At 29.3% G+C, this 19,810-nt stretch carries 15 protein-coding genes; 9 read left to right on the forward strand and 6 right to left on the reverse strand.

The genetic code is table 11. From position 1 onward, the window contains the following. On the reverse strand, positions 1-1,041 hold the full coding sequence (locus bvRMA01_RS01590) for a BMP family ABC transporter substrate-binding protein (RefSeq protein WP_247031709.1): 1,041 nt from the start codon (positions 1,039-1,041) through the stop codon (positions 1-3). A 324-nt stretch (positions 1,042-1,365) separates the two neighbouring features. Continuing rightward, positions 1,366-2,373, reverse strand: a complete 1,008-nt coding sequence (locus tag bvRMA01_RS01595) for a hypothetical protein (protein WP_433996717.1) — start codon at positions 2,371-2,373, stop codon at positions 1,366-1,368. Between the two features lie 602 nt (positions 2,374-2,975). Between bvRMA01_RS01595 and bvRMA01_RS01600 the strand changes: the two genes are divergently transcribed. Then, entirely contained in the window at positions 2,976-4,097 is a 1,122-nt protein-coding gene (locus bvRMA01_RS01600) for a LysM peptidoglycan-binding domain-containing protein (protein ID WP_247031713.1), read from the forward strand. A gap of 95 nt (positions 4,098-4,192) precedes the next feature. Beyond that, positions 4,193-4,564 carry a tetratricopeptide repeat protein gene (locus bvRMA01_RS01605; protein WP_247031715.1) on the forward strand — a complete coding sequence of 124 codons (372 nt, stop codon included), beginning with the start codon at positions 4,193-4,195 and terminating at the stop codon, positions 4,562-4,564. Positions 4,565-4,587: 23 nt separating this feature from the next. On the opposite strand, the gene bvRMA01_RS01610 is transcribed toward bvRMA01_RS01605, so the two are convergent. From bvRMA01_RS01610 to bvRMA01_RS01620, 3 genes are all read right to left on the reverse strand, one after another. After that, on the reverse strand, positions 4,588-5,703 hold the full coding sequence (locus bvRMA01_RS01610; protein WP_247031717.1) for a VWA domain-containing protein: 1,116 nt from the start codon (positions 5,701-5,703) through the stop codon (positions 4,588-4,590). 64 nt (positions 5,704-5,767) lie between these two features. After that, positions 5,768-8,629 carry a periplasmic flagellar collar protein FlcA gene (gene flcA / locus bvRMA01_RS01615; protein WP_247031719.1) on the reverse strand — a complete coding sequence of 954 codons (2,862 nt, stop codon included), beginning with the start codon at positions 8,627-8,629 and terminating at the stop codon, positions 5,768-5,770. Positions 8,630-8,644: 15 nt separating this feature from the next. Then, entirely contained in the window at positions 8,645-9,538 is an 894-nt protein-coding gene (locus bvRMA01_RS01620; protein ID WP_247031720.1) for a 1-acyl-sn-glycerol-3-phosphate acyltransferase, read from the reverse strand. Between the two features lie 199 nt (positions 9,539-9,737). On the opposite strand from bvRMA01_RS01620, the gene bvRMA01_RS01625 reads away from it, so the two are divergent. From bvRMA01_RS01625 to bvRMA01_RS01650, 6 genes are all read left to right on the forward strand, one after another. Then, the gene (locus bvRMA01_RS01625; RefSeq protein WP_247031722.1) at positions 9,738-11,333 is read left to right on the forward strand and encodes a peptide ABC transporter substrate-binding protein; all 1,596 of its coding nucleotides are present in this window, start codon (positions 9,738-9,740) and stop codon (positions 11,331-11,333) included. Positions 11,334-11,754: 421 nt separating this feature from the next. Next, positions 11,755-13,362 carry a peptide ABC transporter substrate-binding protein gene (locus tag bvRMA01_RS01630; protein WP_247031724.1) on the forward strand — a complete coding sequence of 536 codons (1,608 nt, stop codon included), beginning with the start codon at positions 11,755-11,757 and terminating at the stop codon, positions 13,360-13,362. A 211-nt stretch (positions 13,363-13,573) separates the two neighbouring features. Continuing rightward, positions 13,574-14,494 carry an ABC transporter permease gene (locus tag bvRMA01_RS01635; protein WP_011772285.1) on the forward strand — a complete coding sequence of 307 codons (921 nt, stop codon included), beginning with the start codon at positions 13,574-13,576 and terminating at the stop codon, positions 14,492-14,494. A gap of 9 nt (positions 14,495-14,503) precedes the next feature. Further along, positions 14,504-15,556 (forward strand): ABC transporter permease, encoded by a 1,053-nt coding sequence (locus bvRMA01_RS01640; RefSeq protein ID WP_247031726.1) that lies wholly within the window; start codon positions 14,504-14,506, stop codon positions 15,554-15,556. Positions 15,557-15,566: 10 nt separating this feature from the next. Further along, positions 15,567-16,451, forward strand: coding sequence for an ABC transporter ATP-binding protein (locus bvRMA01_RS01645; protein WP_247031728.1), 885 nt, complete (start codon positions 15,567-15,569; stop codon positions 16,449-16,451). Beyond that, the gene (locus tag bvRMA01_RS01650) at positions 16,441-17,430 is read left to right on the forward strand and encodes an ABC transporter ATP-binding protein (RefSeq protein ID WP_247031730.1); all 990 of its coding nucleotides are present in this window, start codon (positions 16,441-16,443) and stop codon (positions 17,428-17,430) included. The genes bvRMA01_RS01645 and bvRMA01_RS01650 overlap by 11 nt, the downstream gene beginning before the upstream one ends. A gap of 150 nt (positions 17,431-17,580) precedes the next feature. On the opposite strand, the gene bvRMA01_RS01655 is transcribed toward bvRMA01_RS01650, so the two are convergent. Next, on the reverse strand, positions 17,581-18,336 hold the full coding sequence (locus tag bvRMA01_RS01655) for a hypothetical protein (protein ID WP_011772289.1): 756 nt from the start codon (positions 18,334-18,336) through the stop codon (positions 17,581-17,583). A gap of 125 nt (positions 18,337-18,461) precedes the next feature. Between bvRMA01_RS01655 and eno the strand changes: the two genes are divergently transcribed. Continuing rightward, entirely contained in the window at positions 18,462-19,763 is a 1,302-nt protein-coding gene (gene eno / locus bvRMA01_RS01660; RefSeq protein ID WP_247031732.1) for a phosphopyruvate hydratase, read from the forward strand. Positions 19,764-19,810: the final 47 nt, after the last annotated feature.

Here is a 19,810-nt window from a genome sequence, read left to right on the forward strand (position 1 = left end):
TTATTCTAAATTTATTTTGATCTCAGTATTATTCATCTCTTTCATTTTTTCCTCAAGTTTTTTTTTAAGCTTTGAATCGGTCTTCTCTAAATAAAACTTATTCAACAAATTAAATGAAACCCCCCTTTCTCTAAAGCCAAGGACCTTATAAGTTCCATATTTAAGTTCCCCTTTAAGGGCTTTTCCCAAAACTTTTTCTAAATAAAATCTTTGATTTGTAACGCCTGAACCAATAATATTATCTTTATTATTCAAATAATCTTCACCATCAAAAAGAACAGCAAAAACACCATGCTCACGAACTGATGAGAGAACTCCTTTAATAGCTGTACCTACAATTGGAAGAACTACAGAAACTCCTAAGTCTAAAATTAAAGAGTCAGATAAAACTTTTACCCTACTGCTATCATGCCAATTTCCTAAAGTTCTAAAGAACACTTCTGAATCTAGAACCTCTCTAATTCCATTCTTGAAATAAGGAAAAATATAATTATTCATAACAGGATATTCTTGTCCAGCAATTAAGGCAACATTTTTATTATGTAAATTAGAACTTTTTAAAAATAAACCCACATAATAACCCAATATGTAAGCTTCCTCTGCAACATTATAAGAGAGTGAATACACTTGTGGATTAATATTTTTAACTAAAGAATCAAAAAGCAAGAACTTAGTATAAGGATAATTGGGGGAAACCCTATCAATAATTCCTTGCATTGCATTATTTGTCGTTATCAAAAAATCATAATTGTTAGAATTTAATAACTTTTCAAGTAATTCTATCCATTCATGTTGATTAAACCCAGCTTCAAACAAACGAATCTCAATATCACTCTTATTTTTTTTAAATTCAATTAAAAAATCATACATTGCTTTATAAGAAGGAGAACCACTAATGATTCCAGGAATAAATAATGCAATTTTTCTATTAGATGAAGACCTGGGTTCTCTAATTCTAAAAAAATTAATATAAACAAATAAAAATAAACAAATTAGTGAAACAAAAACACAAAAAATCCTAAAAAAAAGAGCTTTACTCACAGAAATAAAACACCTTTTTCTCATAAAATAAAACTTGATACTATGAGAATAAAATGGCATAAAATCAAAAACCTAAAACGCACAATATACCAACTTTTTCAAAAAAGTTTCTTTGTAAAAAGATACCATAAAAGCCTCTATCACGTCCAATTCTATATCCGATTTTTTGCTTAAATTTGCTTAAAAACACCAGCATTGTACGAATATAACAAGAAACTTATTAACAAAAACTCAATGCAAGAAATAGCCTAAATCAAATTAAAACTATCAATCTTGAAAATAGGAATTTTTATAAATACTTCACAATCACAACATTTATCAAAATTAAAACTCTCTAGGTTTTAACAAATAAAATTCATTAACACTTAAATTACTAGGAATATCACCATTTGTACGAATTAAATACATTTTAAAAGAATGAACGGTTTTAAAAAACTTTTTTGTTAAAGACGAGCGATTTTTTTTATAATTTTCCAAATCTTTTAAAATAGCCCCATGGATGCTCACTTTATCAAACACATCAGAAGAATGCTTGACAATATCTTCTATAAAGAAAAACACATTGGCCAAATAAATAAAATTATTAAAAAGAATACCTATACGGCCTCTTAAATAATTGACATAATTTATCATGTCAACTCTATTCCCTAAGGTATAATTTTTATCTTCTAAACTCCACTTTGAATATATTGTATTAAATTTAGGATCTCTTACCAAATAATCATATACAAAATCAAATCTAAAACTATCTTCAATATATTTTAAAAATATGTAAGTTAAACGACTATTATTTAGAGAAACAAAATTTTTACGAGACATTTCTTTCAAATTTTCAATTACATTTTGCGACACAGAATCACTAGTTTTATATAAAAAAGAATTATTATCCCAAAGTAAAATACTAGTGCCTGCTGAAATCCAATACTCATCCTTGTTATAATGTTTAAGAACTCCATCAAAAACACTAACAAAATAATTATTAAAGTATTCACAATTTACATAAAATTTTGCCGGAGCATCTGTCATAAAAAAATAATTATTTAAATCTACAGAAAATGAAGAACCTTGCACAACCTCATAAATAAACACCTCTAAACTCCCCTTAAATAAATATATTTTTGCATCCTGCATATCTTTAAGAGAAGAATAACAAATAAGACTATGGGTATTAGAATACAAGGTTAAATCTGATGCAATACCATTTATCCCATACAAACCTATTTTAATTTTAGAATTATCTCCCACTTCAATAAAATCATATTCAAAAATTTCATCCCCCAAATTTAATTTAACAGGAATAGCATTCCTTATAATATTAATCTGTCCTTCCATTTCTTTAATAGACGCTACTTGAGAGAATAATGTCACTTGTAATAATAAAAGTAAAAGGATAATAACATATGATTTCACAATCAAATTTTCCTCTTTTTTAAAACCTTATAAGCTTAATTATATCTTTTTTAAAGAGATTTACTAACTTTAATAAAAATGAAAAATACGTTATAATTTTCAAGAAAGTATAAAAATAATATTTTATACTAAACCTGTTCTTTTAAAGAACCTAAAACGTAATAAAGCTACAATTTATGTAGTTAATCTTATGTCAAAAGGATGTACTTATGATGAAAAAAAACAAATTACTATTTTTAATGTTATTCGTATTTGCTCTTTCCCTAATTTCATGTGAAACCCCACCAGAAGAAAGAACATGTGGAGATGCTAAAATTTCTAAGGAATACTAAATGCAAGGGTTAGAGTATTGATACAATAAAAATGGAACTTAATATATACAGTTATACAGTAAAAAAATTGTATAATGTTAAATTGTGTAATAATATACTAATTAGAGGCTTTATGCAAAGATAAAAGAATTAATGTTTAGAAAGCAAAGTTCTTAATTTATGTAGTCAATATCACATAAGAAGGATGTATTTATGATAAAAAAAAGCAAATTATTATTTTTAATGTTATCTATATTTGCTCTTTCCCTAATTTCATGCAAAACCCCGCCAGAGGATACAAAGAATGCAAACTCCAAAATTTCAACTAAAGAAACTAGGGATATAAAAAGAGACATTGAAGATATAAAGAAGGGAGTCCTAAGAGAACGGGGCAATCTTTTTTATTCTAAAGAATTTAATGAGAGTGAAAAGATTGAAAAAGAAATGCACGAAAAATTTGCAAAGGGAATGATTAAAGAAGGTAATGAAATTGCCCTAAAAGTATTAGAAAGGTACAGAAATATCGCAAGAGATACAACAGAAAAAAAAGAACAAATAAACTACTTGAAAGGAAACATTGAAAAATACTTGAATGATGCTGAAGCTAATGAAGCATATATATGGATCCCATTAGAAATAGACGAAGTAAATAACTTATATTTCGAAGCAACAAGAAAATATAAAATGTATGATATCGAAAGCTCTCTTGGAATGTATAGTAAAACATTTAATAAAGCACAACAAGCTGCTAAAAAGGCAAAAGAAGCAAGAGCTCTTAAAGAAACGGAAGAGAGAATGTATAAACAATTAAAAGCACTGGAAGCTGCTTCTGAACTCCCCATTTACAGAAACAATAAACTCATTAAACCATCACCATGGAATGGAAGAGCGCTTCTTAAGGATAAAGGTGAACGCATAAATCTTTTAAACCCACAAGACGAAACTTACTTACTTGGACAAATGGATTCATTAGTACTTGCTTATGAAGAAAAGGCTGAAGAAGTAAAAACCCCAGACCCAAATAAATTTAAAACACTCCAGCTTATTGAAAAAGCCAGACAATTATGGGAACAAGGACTTGAAGCTAAGAATCTTAATAATCTTAGACTTGCAAATGAATTATTCTTAGATTCTGCAAGATATCTCAAAGCCTATCAAAGTCACTCAAGTAAGGAGTTATATATAATTAAAATCGGAAACACCTTGTGGGGTATTTCTAAGAAATTGTACAACGACCCTTACCTATGGCCAAAAATTTGGTTTGCAAACAGACAAAAAATTCAGAATCCGGATTTAATACATGAAAATTGGAAAATAATAATTCCTTCTAAATAAAACAAAAAAGAAAATAAGCTTATGCTTGTTTTCTTTTTTTATATCTAATAAAATTAATCTAAACAAATTTTTTTTACAAAATAAGAGAATCAAAAATGAAAAAACTAGTACTAACAAGTATCCTATTCTTTTCCTGCTATACAGTAGCTCACTTAAACAAACAACTTACAAAAGACACTCCGTACAGCATTTACCTACGAGAAGCTCAAAAAGCAACAAATGTTAACGATTATCAATCTGCTTTAAAGATATATGAAAAAATGATTAAAAATTATAAAGAAAATGAAAGCATCGTTGCCATAGGAAAGTATGAAGTCGCATTCATATATTATGTGACAAATAAAAACAACACAGCAAAAAAGCTCTTTGAAGAATTAATACAATCTAATGTGCAAACACCTAAATGGATTATTCCCTTATCTCAAAAGATAATAGAGAAGATAAAAAACCAACAAAAAAATAAATAATAATACACAATTAATGCAAACCACTACTCAAGTAATATTCCATAAATTGTAATATCTTTTTCCTTAGCTGATCTAATGACATCCTCATAAACTATAGGTCCTCGGGGATATTCATGGGGAGGTGCATTACCCAATACGATAATAAACCTATTATCTGCTTTCCAATCAAATTGAGTAACAGCAGAATTAATTCCCTCAAATACTGCCTCAGGATAATCTCCCCCACCACCCACACTAATATCTTCAAGAACATTATTTAAATATTCTTTATTATTAAAATCAAAAGATCTTGTTAAAAAATCTTCAAGATAATCCTTATAAAACACAAAACCTACCCTATAAGACCTATATTGACTTAACTGCGGTTCTATCATAGAGAAAAGGTGTTCTCTTAAAATTTCGATATGATTTTTCATACTATCAGTCACATCAATAACAAAAACAAGATCTAAATCAGCAAGCAGATCTTCTGATTCTTCTAAAATATTTTTTATCTTATCAACAAGATCAAGTCCTTTTTTTGCAACAACAACATTATCTGAAAACCTAGAGAATTCTTTTTTTAAATCATTATTCTCACTTGTACTTTCTCGTTGAATGTCTCCAAAAAATAACTCATAAGCATTATCCTTATACTGACCTAAATAATCATTATATTTTTTCTCAAAAGTTCTAATTGAAAACCAAAAAGGATCTTTTTTTCTCTTTAGAACTTCTAAATCGATATCACCACTCCTTGTCAAAAAATTAGGAAAACCGTATCTCAACTTTTTAGGTATTAAGATATGAAAAGCTTGTCCAAATCTTCTATTTTGAACAGGCGTAGAAGATGTTAATGATAAGAGACGTCTATTTTGAATAACTCTACCATTTAAAATTCTAATCTCATCCCCATTAATTCTATTATACTCCAATGTTCTAAATGAATAAGTAGAAACGTCTTTACTCTTATCTGGGATTTCAAAAGACTCAGTTAAAATAACCGATTTAATATTTGGCTTTTTTCTTATGAAAAGATGAAAACCATCTTCATGAGCCTCAACATATACATCATCAATATTAATACTTAAATGATCATTAATTGAAGAAAATAAATTAAATACAATAAATAAGGAAATAATAAAGTAAGCTTTTTTCATATAAATCCTTACACGTTATTAGGCAACCTTATATGCCTTAAAACTAACAAAATCACTAAATAATCTAAAGATTATCAGCCAAATTATCATAGAATAAAATCTTAGAACCAATAAAATCATTCTTAAAAATACCTCTAAGATTTAAACTAGCAAGATCTTTTTTAACACTCTTAACCATATCATCATCACGATTTAAGATATCAAATATTCTAGAAGATTCAGTCAAATTCGCAATCCCCGAATCAAAAAGATTATTATTTCTAACAACACCAGATTCAATCCTATCACCAAGAGATGCTCTTATCTCAACAACTCCTAGATTATTGTAAATTTCAATTTCTTTTATCAATAAAGCTTTATGATGATCATTCCCTTGAGGTTTAAAACTTAAAATGCTAGACTTTTCTGATTCCAAATTCTGCAATACTCTTAAATAATAACTCCTAGCAGCTTCAAAATCACCCATCTTGTAGAGAACAGATGCAATTGAGTTTAAAACTTTATTACTATTTGCAAATCCGGACATATTTTGAACTCTAAATAAATAAGTTAATGCATCTTTATAATTATTTTCCTTATAATTAAGCAATGCTAATTTGTAATAAACATCTGGAGAATTAACTCCTTCATTTATTGCCATTTCATAAGAAGATATAGCCGATTTAAAACCATTTAAAGTCCTAAGAATATCCCCCTGCTTTTCATAAATTAAAGCAAGCTCTCTAGAGCTTTTAACAAGACCATTTTTTTTATAAAAATCATATTCATTTAAAGCCAGACTAACAATATTACTTGCCTTAAGAGCATCATTGTTCCTCTCATAAATATCTGACAAAATTCTATAAGCAACAATCTTTTCAGAAGAATGTTCAATTGAATCTTCTTGTCTAAAACTATTCAGTGCTGTTAATAAATACCCTTCTGATTTCTTAAGATCACCCATATAATAAAAATATCTACCACTCTCAAAAAGAGCCTTATCGTAATCAGGATTTTTGAATAAAACTCTTCTAAGAATATATTCAATCTCTGAGTTAAGATTAATATCATTTAAAGCATTAGAAATGCTTTTTCCATTACCTGCCTTAAAACTAGAAAATTCTTTATTAAGTAAGTTCATTTGAGCACTGAAATATTTCAAATTTCTAGAAAGAGCATTTATTCTTTTATTATAAACTGTAAACTCAACATATTTATCTATCAATTTCTTAGCATATTTAGTATAAACTACTTCATCAATATCTAATTCCTTATTTACCTTAATAAAAGCATTTACATCTTCAGCTTCTCTCTCAGCACCAGCCTCAATGTAAGCATTAAAAAGCTTAAACAAAATTTCCTTTTTATGACCATATTTTGAAAGCAAGATAGTGTAATTATTAATACTATCTTTGTAATATGCAGGATCTCTTTGAGCCCACTGAAAATAATTATCACCCTTAGCCATTAATGCCTCATAATCATAAATAGAATAAGATATAACCTCATCCAAAATAGCATTGGCATCAGCATACTCACCAAGCCTCATTTTCATAAAAGCATAAGATATATACCCATCCCTATCAAAATTTTTACGTCTTCTCTTAGAAGCACCCACAGAAAATGGATCAATGGTAAATAATTCTTCGTATTTTTCCTCAGCACTATCAAAATCTCTTACATCTTCAAAAACTTTAGCATAAGTCAAAAACCACTTTTTGTTAGGTTTCATATAATATGCATCCCTAAAAATAGCTTTAGCAAGCTCTCTCTTATTCTCATATATATATGATATTCCCTCTTTATATTTTCTATCAGATGCAATATAAAAAAACATAACATCAACTAAAAAATAAAAAGACAAAAAGGTCAAAATAACAAAAAGAGATGCAATTTTAAAGATTGGAGTTAAAGCTTTAGAAAGTCTATAGCTAAATTTCTTTTCAAGTTTGCTACATTCCTCTGCTTTATAATACATAACAGGCAATTTAACAGAACGACCAACAATGTCTCCAACAAATTTAGCAATAAACTTAAGCCCTTTCTTATTTTGTTCAACAAGATCAATTAATGCTTCAATTTTGTACCTAGAGACATTCTCTAGCATTAAAGCCTCAGCAATAGCAATTCTCAAATTTCTAGGATAAGAATCTAAATGCTTGAAAAATAAAGGATAATTAATTTTAAAATTATGTTTACCTAAAGATTCTTTTTGGTCATTTTCCAAAAATTCAAAATCATCTGAAAGATTAGACCAATTATCCTCATCACCATCACTAAAATTTTCAGAATTTTCATTAGAAAATGATTCATCACTGTAAGGCATTTCTAAACGATTATTTGTTTCATCTGATTCCTTTAGACCACTAATCATATTCTCAAGATCAAAATCATCATTACTATCATTTAGAGATTTCTGACTCAAATTATTAGCATCAATCTCATTATCAATAGACTCATTAGAATTTAATAAATCTGAATCCAAATCACTCTCTATATCTAGATTTTGCAAACTATCAGCATTATTATCTAAATCGAAATTAATAGCATCGTCTAAATTAATAGAATTATCATCAAGAATTTTTTCAAGATTTTCTTCAAGATGAGAACTTAAAACATCAAAATCATTATCTAACTCATTAAACTCAGGATCAATGTCTACTTTTTTAGAATCTTTTAAAATTGCAATATCATTTTCATTAGATCCATCATTCTGATCTTCCTCACTATCAAGCTCACCAAGCATAGCATCCAAATCAAGCTCATCATCGGGTTCTTCTTCTAAATCAAAAACTTCTTCCTGATTTTCCCAAGGAACAATAGACTCCCCATCTTTAGGAGGTTCAATATCCATTTTAATGCCAAAACGTTCCTTTTGAGCCCTCTCATCGGAAATATTATCTAATAATTCTCTTTTAAACTTATTTATTTTCTCTATATCTGGCATATTACAATCAAAATCCTAAATCAAACCACTATATATCTTGGCTCCCTCTTCATGAAGGACCTCGAAACGTTTCTCTAAATCATCAGCAATTCTAGAACCCAAAATTTCTTTTGTTGGTTCTAAACCTTCTTGATTTAACTGCTCTAAAATTAAATTTTTGTATTCAAGTATATCCAATATTTCTGTTGCATTATAAACAAGAGAATCTTCTTTAAAAACATCACAAGACATATCCTCATTTGATGAAACTTCAAGAATACTCCCGTTAACACCAACCATTATAAAATAATCAAAAAGCTTAAAATAACTTGAAATCTCTGAAATTATTTTTTTAGTCTCAGGCCTACCTTTCCTATATCTTGTAGCCGTCGGAAAAATAAGAATCATATAACCACTACTCTTTTTATCTGCAATACATCTCATAGAATTAGCATTAAAAACTCGTCGCGCCCTAATCGTTTCATGATCAACGCCAACAAATGCATGTGGAGGATAAATAAATATCACACTATACCCTAAAGATAGACTTTTAATTAATAAATTATCTTTAAAAAGTTTAACACCAGCTATAGGAACAATATGTTCCGAAACTTCCTTACAATTCATTTGATTAAGCAAAAACTGAAAACAAGGAAAATCAAAATTACTATAATGTTCCATTAATATAATTGAAGACTTGCCAGATTTAGATTTTTCATAAAGCTTTAAAATATTTTGAATACCAACAATAGTAGAACTACTCTTAAGAAGTCTTTTAATCATTGTATCAACTAAACTCCTACTAACAGAATCTGCTTCATGATAAGAATTATTTAAATAATTTATCTTTTCAATAGCTTTAAACCTACTAAAAAATTCATTCTCAATACCTTTAAAATATTTATTAAAACTCTCATTACGTATAAACATAAAACTTCATCCTTTAAAGTTCTTGAAAAAAAAGATACTAGCAAACCAAAAATATTCCATGTAATATACTCACATGTAAATATTTTACATAATTATACTTTATTTATTTAGCAAATTAAAGTAAAATCCATTCAAGTATGTTAAACAAGAATAATTCAAAAGAAAAATAAAAAATATTTATAAGGAGAATAAATCAACTATGAAATACAAAACAATAATTCTTTTATCTTTATTGATTATATGGCTAACTTCCTGTTCCGGTGATGAACACAAAGATAAGATAACATTTAGAGTAACAAATGAAGCCGAGCCTGATTCACTTGATCCTCAACTTGCTACTTCTGTTCAAGCATTCAACATAATTATAAACACATTTGCGGGTTTAACAACAAGAAACACACAAACTGGAGGACATAAACCAGGATTAGCTCAATCTTGGGATATATCTGCAGATGGACTTGTATACACACTGCACTTAAGAGAAGGTATTATGTGGAGTGATGGAGTGCCCATTACTGCTGAAGGAATTCTAAAGTCTTACCTTAGAGTTTTAAATAAAGAAACAGGTTCACAATACGTTGACATCGTTAAATCAACAATCAAAAATGCAAAAGATTACTTCGAAGGTAAAATACCGGAATCCGAACTTGGTATTAAAACTATAGACAATTCAACTTTAGAGATAACTTTAGTTGCTCCAAAACCTTATTTTCTTGATATGTTAGCACATCCAACATTTATACCAGTACCAGTTCATGCTATTGAAAAATATGGACAAGCTTGGACAAATCCTGAAAATATAGTAGTAAGTGGTGCATACAAATTAAAGACAAGAATCCCAAATGAAAAAATAGTGCTTGAAAAAAACGACAAATACTACAATGCCTCAAATGTTGAAATAGATGAAGTGATATTTTATCAGGTACAAGGAAACACTGCGTATAACATGTACATAAACGACGAACTTGATTTCCTAACCAAAGTAGCATCAGAATACTTAGATGAAGCTAGAATAAGAAATGATTATTATTCTCATCCTATAAATAGAGTAGCCTACATGGCATTTAACACCACTATCAAACCACTTGATAATGTAAAGGTTAGAGAAGCTTTAACTCTTGCTATTGACAGAGAAGCACTCAATAAGATCACTCTAAAGGGTCAATCAAAACCAACAAGAAACTTAACACCACCATTTGAGCATTATTCTTACGGGAAACAATTAAAATTATTTGACCCACAAAGAGCAAAACAACTACTAGCTGAAGCTGGTTATCCTGATGGAGCAGGTTTTCCTACTCTTAAATATAAAACTTCACAACGAAATGGAATGGCAATAACTGCAGAATTCTTGCAAGAACAACTTAAAAAAACACTAAATATTAACATTGAAATTGAAATTGAAGAATGGAATACATTCCTAAATAATAGAAACAAAGGTAATTATCAAACATCATATATGGGATGGACAGGTGATTATTCAGATCCACTAACATTTCTTGAGAGTCTATTTACAACAGAAAATCAAGAATTTGGAGCATATGGCTATTCAAACAAAAAATATGACAATTTAATAGAACAATCTAATTTTGCACAAGACCCAATACAAAGACAAGATATTTTAAGACAAGCTGAGGCTCTAATTATAGAGCAAGATTTTCCTGTAGCTCCACTCTCAATACTCAAATCATACTATCTATTCAGACATGACAAATGGACTGGTTGGATTCCTAATGTTTCAGAAGCTTATCTTTATGAAGAAATAAAATATAAAAGAGAAAACATTAATAATTAATAATAAAATATGAAAATAACTTTAAAATTAATAGACTAATACTTAATAATGATTAAAAATCACTTCTATAAACTATAGGAGTGGTTTTTATTACATAACCATAGCTTTTAAAATCACCTCAAAATTTTTGCATCTGTATCTCTTTTATAATAGTTCATTATTTTACTTTATAAACTTTTTTATATCGAACACTAAGTAACTATTCAAAAATTTAAGCAAAGATACACATCTTATTTAATATCCAATAATATCCTACATTCATATGCCTCTCTTATTATCTTTATATTTAAACGTACTTTATGGTACAATTGATTCTTCTACCAAATAAATTAAAAGGTTCAATAAAACAAATTTTATAGGAAAAAACTTTTAACTGTTTTAATTGAATTAGAATTAACTTTAGTAACTAGGAGATAAAAGAATGAAAATAAAAAAATATACGTTTATTATATTTTTCTTAACAGTTATTTTATCCTGCAGTAAGGAAAATAGCAAAGAAAATTTGTCTTTCAAAATCAGCATGGGAGGAGAACCTAAATCAATAGATCCGCAATTAACTGAAGATAAAATAGGTGCAACTATAGTCGCACAAATGTTTAGTGGTATAGTAGATGGTGACCCAAAAACTGGTGGATACAAGCCAGGACTAGCTCAATCTTGGGACATATCCGATGATGGAACTATATATACATTTCACTTAAGAAAAGATATCGTTTGGAGTGATGGAGTCCCTATTACTGCTGAAGGTATAAGAAGATCTTATATTAGGATGTTAACTAAAGATACAGCATCAAATTATGTCGGTATGATTAAGTCAACAATCAAAAATGCACAAGATTACTTCGAGGGCAAAATACCAGAATCTGAACTTGGCATTAAAACTATAGATGAATTGACACTAGAGATCTCTATTATTACTCCAAAAGCTTACTTTTTAGATATGCTGGTACACCAATCTTTCATACCAGTACCAGTTCATGCTATTGAAAAATATGGAAAAAACTGGACAAATCCTGAAAACATGGTAGTAAGTGGTGCATACAAACTAAAGGAAAGAAATCCCAACGAAAAAATATCACTTATAAAAAATGATAAATACTTTAACGCTGCAAACATTGAATTACAAGAACTTATATTTTACACAATAAATGATGCATCAACTGCCTATAGAATGTATGAAAATAATGAAATTGATATGCTTATACATGGAGCAATTCCACCTGATTTAATAAAAGAAATAAAATTAAGAAATGATTATTATTCATCTGCTATTAATGGTCTTTACTACTTTTCATTTAACACACAAGTCAAACCTCTTGATAATGTAAAGGTTAGAGAAGCTTTAACTCTTGCTATTGATAGAGAAACATTAACAAAAAAAGTTATAGATAATGGTTCTATTCCTACAAGAAGTATAAGCCCAAAATTTAATCATTATTCTTACGGCAAACCACTAGAATTATTTAATCCACAAAGAGCAAAAGAACTAATGGCTGAAGCTGGTTATCCTAATGGGGAGGATTTCCCTCAACTAAAACTCAAATATAATACAAATGAAAGTCATAAAAAAATTGCTGAATTTGTTCAAAATCAATGGGAAAAAATTTTAAATATCAACATTGTACTTGAAAATGAAGAATGGGCATCATTCTTAGAAACCAAACAAAAAGGAAATTATGAAATAGCAAGATCTGGTTGGATAGGTGATTATTCAGATCCATTAACATTCTTAAGTTTATTCCAAAAAGAGTTTGCATATTTTTCCTCATACAAGTACTTTAATAAAGAATATGAAAATTTAATAAACCAATCTGATCGCGAGCAAGATCCAATTAAAAGACAAAACATTTTAAGACAAGCTGAAGAAATAATTATAAAGAAAGATTTCCCTGTAGCCCCAATATACATATATGCAGGAAACTACCTATTCAAAAATGACAAATGGACCGGTTGGGTACCTAACATTTCAGAAAGATTTAATTTCTCTGAAATTAAAAGAATTAAATTTTTGATAAACAAACATCTATAAAGATAGATGTTTGTTTATCAAAAATTTAATTCTTTTCTTTAAAAATTGTAATTTATATATTAATGAATAAGAATAAGTTAAGACTAACTTAAGGATGTGCATTTTCCCAACTAAAATAAATTCAATATTTTTTGAAAAATATTGAATCTCATATGTTAAAATAACTAATTATACAACGAAAAAAATCTTTCTGTTATAATAAGGAGCAATTATGTTAAAGTTTACCATGCAAAAAATACTGGAAACAATACCAACTTTAATAGTAATAATTTTTTTGTGTTTTTTAATAATGAAGCTTGCTCCCGGGAACCCATTTGATTCTGAAAAACCCATTGACCCTCAAATTAAAGAAAAATTGATGCAAAAATACCATCTTGATAAACCTTTTTATGTACAAGCTTACTACTACATCACAAACATTTTCAAAGGAGACTTTGGGCCATCATTAGTAAAGAAAGATTTAAATGTAAATCAATACATAAAATTAGGATTTCCTAAATCATTTACAATTGGAATAATAAGCTTAATAATATCTCTCACACTTGGAATTTTGCTAGGCTCATTAGCAGCAATCAAAAAAAACACTCGCACCGATTATATAATAAGAATAGCAGCAATATGTGGAATTTCTGTACCCACCTTTGTGACTGGTCCTCTTTTACAATATCTTTTATCTGTAAAATTAAAATTGTTTTACACTTCTGGGTGGATTTCAGAACGAGGAGGGCTTACAAATTTAATTATGCCAATATTAACAATGAGTTTACCATGGATAGCTATTTTTACACGCATTATTAGGGGTTCTATGTTAGAAATACTAAAGAGCGATTTTGTAAGAACAGCAAAAGCTAAAGGACTAAGCTTTAATGTAATAATCAGAAAGCATGTGTTAATAGGCTCTATACTCCCTCTAGTAAGTTATATAGGGCCTGCATTTGCTGGTATAATTTCTGGCAGTATGGTTATTGAACAAATATTTAGAATTGCTGGAATGGGTACATTTACAGTAGAATCATCTCTAAACAGGGATTATCCACTACTCATGGGTTCACTATTAGTATATTCAACAATATTGCTCATTTCCATTTTAGCATCTGATATTGCTTATAAAAAACTTGACCCAAGAACATAGGAGAACAAAATGAACGAACACGAAAAGCAAGACACCTACGTCGAAATCCACACAGCAAACAAAAGAGCTTGGTTAAGATTCAAGGAAAACAAACTTGCGTTTATTAGTATATTTATTATCGGATTTTATATACTAATTGCAATACTTCGGCCAATACTACCAATATACAAATATCATACTCAAGTAGTAGAACATGCCGATTTGCCCCCATCTCTTAAATATGCTGGAGAACTATGGTATGAAAAGGAACTTCATTTCATCAAAAGATTATCAGCAAAGGAAAAACGAGAAATCAATAAGGAAGAAAAAGCAAAACTAGAAGAGATAAAAAGAAAAATAGAAACCGAGGTTCAAACAATTGATGGAAAAGAAATTAAAATACACAAAAGAATATATCTACTAGGAACAGACAATCTTGGACGAGATTTACTTGCAAGAATAATACAAGGAAGTCAAATATCAATATCTGTAGGCTTTATTGGAGCACTCATATCAATGATCATAGGCACTATAATAGGTGCAATAGCTGGCTTTTTTGGTGGTATTATCGATAAAATAATAACTAAAATAATAGAAATTTTTTATGTCTTACCTACTTTGCTTGTCATAATAATTTTAATGACTGTTATGGAAAGAAATATCATTGGGGTATTTATTGCAATTAGCATTATCTCATGGCTAACAATTGCTAGGATAGTAAGAGGGCAAGTAAAATCACTTGCAAGATCTGAATTTATACAGGCGGCTAGAACACTAGGTGCAACAAATACGAGAATGATATTTAAACACTTAATTCCTAATAGTTTTGGCATGATAGTAATTATTACAACAATGAATGTTCCATCATTCATTATGCTTGAATCATTTTTATCATTCTTAGGTCTGGGAATATCAGCACCAATGACTAGTTGGGGAGAATTAATCAAAAACGGAATCCCCACATTTATTGAATACCCATGGAAAATTTTCATCCCAGCAACAGTCATGACAATATTTTTACTATTTATGAACTTTTTAGGCGACGGATTAAGAGATGCATTTGATCCAAAAGACAACCTTTAGGAGACATTCAATGAAAGAAGACTATATGCTGGATATAAGAAATTTATCAATTGAGTTTAAGTTGAAGCATACAACAATATATCCTGTAAGCAACATAAACTTAAAAATGAAAAAAGGAGAAATTAGGGCTATTGTTGGAGAATCTGGTAGCGGTAAATCTGTCACAAGCATGGCAATACTAAAATTGCTGCCTGAAATTACGACAGTATACAAAACAGGTGAAATACTATTTGAAGGTCAAGACTTACTAAAACTTAGCGAAAAAGAACTTCAAAATATTAGAGGCAATAAAATAGCAATGATATTCCAAGATCCAATGACTTCTCTAAATCCATATTTAAGAATATCTACACAAATTGAAGAAACAATAATGTTACATCAAAAATTAGATAAAAAGACAGCAAAGCAAAAAGCAATAGAAATGTTAAAAACAGTTGGTGTTATAAATGCAGAAGAGCGAATAGAACATTATCCACACCAATTTTCAGGGGGAATGAGACAAAGAGTTATGATTGCAATGGCTCTCAGTTGCCATCCATCATTATTAATTGCAGACGAGCCAACCACAGCTCTTGATGTCACAATCCAAGAACAAATATTACTACTCATAAAAAGCCTGTCTAAAAAATTTAATACCTCCACCATATTAATAACCCATGATTTAGGAGTAGTTGCAGAAGTATGCGATACAGTTTCTGTAATGTACCAAGGAAAATTTGTAGAAGAAGGTACAGTACAAGAAATATTTAAAAATCCTAAACATCCATATACAATTGGACTTCTAAAATCAATACTTACTCTTGATAAGGACCCAAACGAAAAACTTTATTCAATTAAAGATAATCCTATTGGGACTATTACAAACAAAATGGGGGGGATTTTAAATGAAAAATGAAAAAGACATAATTCTTAAAGTAGAAAACTTAGTACAAACATTCACAATTGGGGAAAACTTTTTATTTTGGAAAAATAAACGTAAGGTAAATGCCGTAAATGGTATCAGCTTTGAAGTTGAACGCAACAAAACATTAGGACTGGTTGGGGAATCTGGATGTGGAAAATCAACAACCTTAAGAACAATAATGCAGCTCTATACACCAACATCTGGCAACATATATTTCAATGGAAAAGATATTACTAAACTGTCAAAAAGAGAACTTTTAAAGATAAAAAAGGACATGCAAATGGTATTCCAAGATCCACACACATCCCTCAATCCAAGAATGACAATAAAAGAAATAATAGCAGAACCATTAGTAATATACAACGAAAATAAAATTTTCCCAAGAACCAAGCAAGAAATAGAAAAAAGAGTAAATGAATTAATGGATATTACTGGACTTGCAAAAAGCATGCTATCTAGATATCCACACGAATTCTCAGGGGGACAAAGACAAAGAATAGGAATAGCAAGAGCACTTGCTCTAAATCCCAAGCTCTTACTGCTAGACGAAGCCGTGTCTGCACTAGATGTATCAATAAGAGCACAAATTTTAAATTTACTTAAAGATTTACAAAAAGAATTGAATTTATCTTATCTATTCATTTCACACGACTTGGCAGTAGTAAAATACATGAGCGATAAAATTGCCGTAATGTATCTGGGAGTCATTTTAGAGATTGCGCCTAGAGAAATTTTATTCTCAAACCCTAAACATCCATACACTAAAACATTAATAGCATCTATTCCTGAAATTGATCCTGAAAAAATAAAAAACAAAACTATCAAGCTTGATGAACCATCCCTAACAAATATACGAAACACATCTATAACACCAGAAAATGCAACTCTTGAGGAAATAGAAAAGGATCATTTCGTATCTAAGTACCTTTTTGATGAAATGAATAATCTGATAAATAAAAATCTGGGTTAAGACAAATATTTGTCTTAACCCAGATTTTTATATTTAGGCCTCACAAGACAATGTGGGTCATTAACTTAATTCAGCATAAATTTTTATATTTACATAGATAAATTGTATTAAGAATTGCTAACAAGAACTTTAATTTTTTCCTTTAAGCGATCAATTATCAAAATAAGAGACTTCAAAATCCATCTTATTGTCAATACCCTCAACCAAATATAGATTAATTCTATTAACATTATTCTTATCTATAACTTTATTTCCAGAATCGACAAAATAATAATAAATTCTACCCTTAGGAAGGTCTTTAAGCTTAATAGTATATACCCCTTTATAGGGTTCTTGTTCAACCAATCTATTTAAAAATGGATTAAAATTATTAAAATTGCCAGCTATTGTAACAATCTGCCCAGGACGACCTATATAAAAAATTTCAACTTCTCTTCCATCAGAAGAATCAATCGGATTTCGTAAAGACACGTAACTATGATCTACACCTATATCAATTATAGAGAATGGTATTAAGTCTTTATTAAACACTACATTTTTATTATATTCATCATTTGTCCAGATACCATCTACAACAAGCCTATACTTAATGCTACCAACTCCATGAGGGAGATTAATCTTTACAAAAAAAAGTCCATACTTATTCTTCTTAAATAAATACTTTTTTGCATAACCATCAAAATCAAAAGCAGCAAAAATTTTCCTAATACCCTTATTCGAAGGATAAAACATAATGACTCTCTTAGAGTCAACAATTGGTGATAAATTATCCTTTCTTGTTGAAACTTCCAAAAACTCATTTAAAGATAAATCAAAATTTTCAATTACATAACATTGTGAACAAATATTAAAAATATTAAAGAAAAAGAATATAAAATAAAATAGCCAACCTAAAATTCTTTCCATGATTTAATTATAAAATCCAATAAACAATTCTTTTGCAAAAATACTACACATTTGTCTTATTTGTTATTATACTAAAAATATATACTAAAGTAAATATACAAATATTAACCAATAAGGAGCGGAAAATGGGCTTTCATATTTATGAAATAAAAGCTAGGCAAATAATTGATTCTAGAGGAAATCCAACTGTTGAAGCAGATGTCATACTTGAAGATGGTTCTCTAGGCAGAGCAGCTGTTCCATCAGGCGCATCAACAGGAACCAATGAAGCTGTTGAATTAAGAGATGGTAATAAATCTGTTTATATGGGTAAAGGGGTACTCAAAGCAGTTGAAAATATAATAAATATTATCTCTCCAGAACTTGAAGGAATGAGTGCTTTAAACCAGGTTGAAATTGACAAAAAAATGCTTGAACTTGACGGCACTCCTAATAAATCAAAACTTGGGGCTAATGCTATTCTTGCGGTTTCAATGGCTACAGCTAGAGCAGCAGCCGAACACCTTGGACTTAAAGTTTATCAATATCTTGGTGCCTACAAAGCCAATATTTTACCTACACCAATGTGTAATATTATAAATGGAGGTGCTCACTCAGATAACTGTGTCGATTTTCAAGAATTTATGATAATGCCAATTAGAGCAAAAACTTTCAGTGATGCAATAAGAATGTCTGCTGAGGTTTTCCATACACTCAAAGGTATCTTAAGTAAAAAAGGTTACGCAACAGCTGTTGGGGATGAGGGTGGATTTGCACCAAATCTAAAGTCAAACGAAGAAGCTTGTGAAGTTATTATAGAAGCCATACAAAGTGCAGGATATATACCTGGAACAGATATCGCAATCGCTCTTGATCCAGCAACATCTGAATTATATGATCCAAAGACAAAAAAATATGTACTTAGATGGTCAACAAAAGAAGAACTCACATCTGAAGAAATGGTTGAATACTGGGCAAAATGGGTAGAAAAATATCCTATCATATCAATTGAAGATGGAATGGCTGAAGAAGATTGGGACGGCTGGAAAAAACTTACAGATAAGATTGGGAATAAAGTTCAACTTGTTGGTGACGATTTATTTGTAACAAACACATCATTCCTTAAAAAAGGGATTGAAATGAAAGTTGCAAATGCAATTCTCATTAAAGTAAATCAAATTGGAACACTGACTGAAACTTTTGAAGCTGTAGAGATGGCAAAAAAAGCAGGATATACTGCAATAGTTTCACATCGCTCAGGAGAAACAGAAGATACAACAATTGCCGATCTTGTTGTTGCACTTGGAACAGGACAAATCAAGACAGGATCTTTATCAAGAACAGACAGAATAGCTAAGTATAATCAGCTCTTAAGAATAGAAGAAGAACTAGGAAGTATTGCCGAATACCACGGAAGAGACGTTTTTTATTCCATCAAAAAACAATAATAACAACTAAAGCCCTCTTATGAGGGCTTTTTTTCATACAAACAAAA

The organism is Borrelia venezuelensis, assembly GCF_023035835.1.
GTDB lineage: Bacteria > Spirochaetota > Spirochaetia > Borreliales > Borreliaceae > Borrelia > Borrelia turicatae.